The sequence below is a fragment of the Mesorhizobium sp. M4A.F.Ca.ET.020.02.1.1 genome (assembly GCF_004022645.1).
Taxonomy (GTDB): Bacteria; Pseudomonadota; Alphaproteobacteria; order Rhizobiales; family Rhizobiaceae; genus Mesorhizobium.
Window position 1 is genome coordinate 1 of the sequence record NZ_RZOI01001022.1, and the last position, 1,630, is coordinate 1,630.

Here is a 1,630-nt window from a genome sequence, read left to right on the forward strand (position 1 = left end):
CTTCCCCTTCTCCCACCAGGGAGAAGGTGGATCGGCGCGCAGCGCCGAGACGGTTGAGGGGTGCAGGAAGGATGAGACGTCGGCGTCTTCTGGAACACCCCTCATCCGACCGAGATTCGCTCGGCCACCTTCTCCCACAAGGGGTGAAGGTAAAACTCTACCCGGGTGGCAGGCCCTCATATTGCGGCAGGCCGTCGTCCAACCGCACCCAGGGCTGCTTCGAGGCCGTCCAGAAATGCATGTCGGGCTTGAACAGGGAAGGATCGTCGAGCGAGCCGGAGGTGATGCCAAGAATACCTCTGGAATCGCGCCTGGAAAACAGCGTCGCACCGCAGGCCGCGCAAAAGCTGCGCTTGAGGTCCGGCGAGGAGTTGACCGTCGCCACCTCGCCCTCGACGGTCACGTCGTCGATGCTAAACAGCAGCCGCGCGTTAAAGGCCGCGCCGATCGCCTTCTGGCAGATCCGGCAATGGCAGACGCGTTCGTTGATCGGCGCCACCTCGGCGCGGTAGCGCACCGCTCCGCACAGGCAGCCGCCCTGATATTTCGTCATCGCCGGTATCCGTTCGCTCGGTAAGAATGCCGGAACCGTAGCCGGGCGGGGAGCTGCGTCAATTGAAAAGCTTTTATGGGAAGCCATCGGTTGCGATGATGCGACCGGCAGAGATGGCAGCGCGTCCAAAAGCACGCGGCCGCCTCCAGGGAGACGGCCGCATGAGATTGCCGACCCGCTATTCGGTTGCGCCGAGCATCTCGTCCCAACTCTTCACCTTGGTCACGCCGTCGAGGAAGGGCAGTGCGGTGGCGGGCAGTTCCGGCGCGAAAAAGATGTCGTAGTGGGTGCGGTTGGGGATGATCGCCAGCCGGTTCTGCGACAGGTTCTCGCGCATCCAGCCGGCATCCTTCTGGCCACCGCCGAGCATCTGGAAGAACTTGATCTCGTGCTCGGGCTTGTACATGTCGCTGTCGCCATAGACGAGCATGACCGGCATTTTCAGCTTCGGCACATCGGCCGAGAAGTCGCGCTCGTTGCGCATGAAGGCGCCGAGCGTATCGAGCAGCCTAGGGAAATCGTCCGGATGCGGCGCCACGGCGACGTAGGATTTGTACATCGGCGTATCCTTCATGAACGGGGCCGCCGCCGCGCTCACCTGCGCCTGCTGCGGGCGCATCTCGTCGTAGAAGCCGTTGGTGGCATAGCCCGTCGACACCATCACCAGCCGGCGCACCGCCTCCGGGTGCTGGACAGCCATGCGGAAGGCGACGCCGCCGCCCAGCGAATAGCCCATGACGTCGACCCGGTCGTAGCCAAGCGCCTTGACGATCGCCGCCATGTCGTTGCCCATCGCTTCGACGCTGAACGGCCGCTCGCCAAGCGCCGTGCGGCCATGGCCCTGCAGATCGACGGCGATCACGGTGCGATGCGCGGCGAATTGCGGCAGGACCGGCGCGAACATGTCGGTGGAGCCGAGGCCGCCATGCAGCAGCAGCAGCGGCTCGCCCTTGCCGTAGATGGCGTAGTAGTAATTCAGGCCGTCGATCGGCAGCAGGCCGGATTTCTCCGGCTTCGCAGCGGCTTTGGTGGCAGCGGTCATGGCAGGCTTTGTCTCCTCGGATTGTGCATTTGGCG

Annotated in this window: 2 protein-coding genes; both read right to left on the reverse strand. The window is 64.2% G+C overall.

Going from position 1 to position 1,630, the window contains the following annotated elements; genetic code table 11:
* Window positions 1-157 precede the first annotated feature (157 nt).
* Entirely contained in the window at window positions 158-553 is a 396-nt protein-coding gene (locus EN742_RS34355; RefSeq protein WP_127407004.1) for a GFA family protein, read from the reverse strand.
* A 178-nt stretch (window positions 554-731) separates the two neighbouring features.
* Window positions 732-1,630: alpha/beta hydrolase (locus EN742_RS34360; protein WP_148670500.1), on the reverse strand; the 899-nt coding region annotated here is incomplete at its 5' end.

Excerpts from the sequence above, each read along its gene's own strand:
- EN742_RS34355 (WP_127407004.1), bottom strand. The coding sequence starts at position 553 with ATGACGAAATATCAGGGCGGCTGCCTGTGCGGAGCGGTGCGCTACCGC.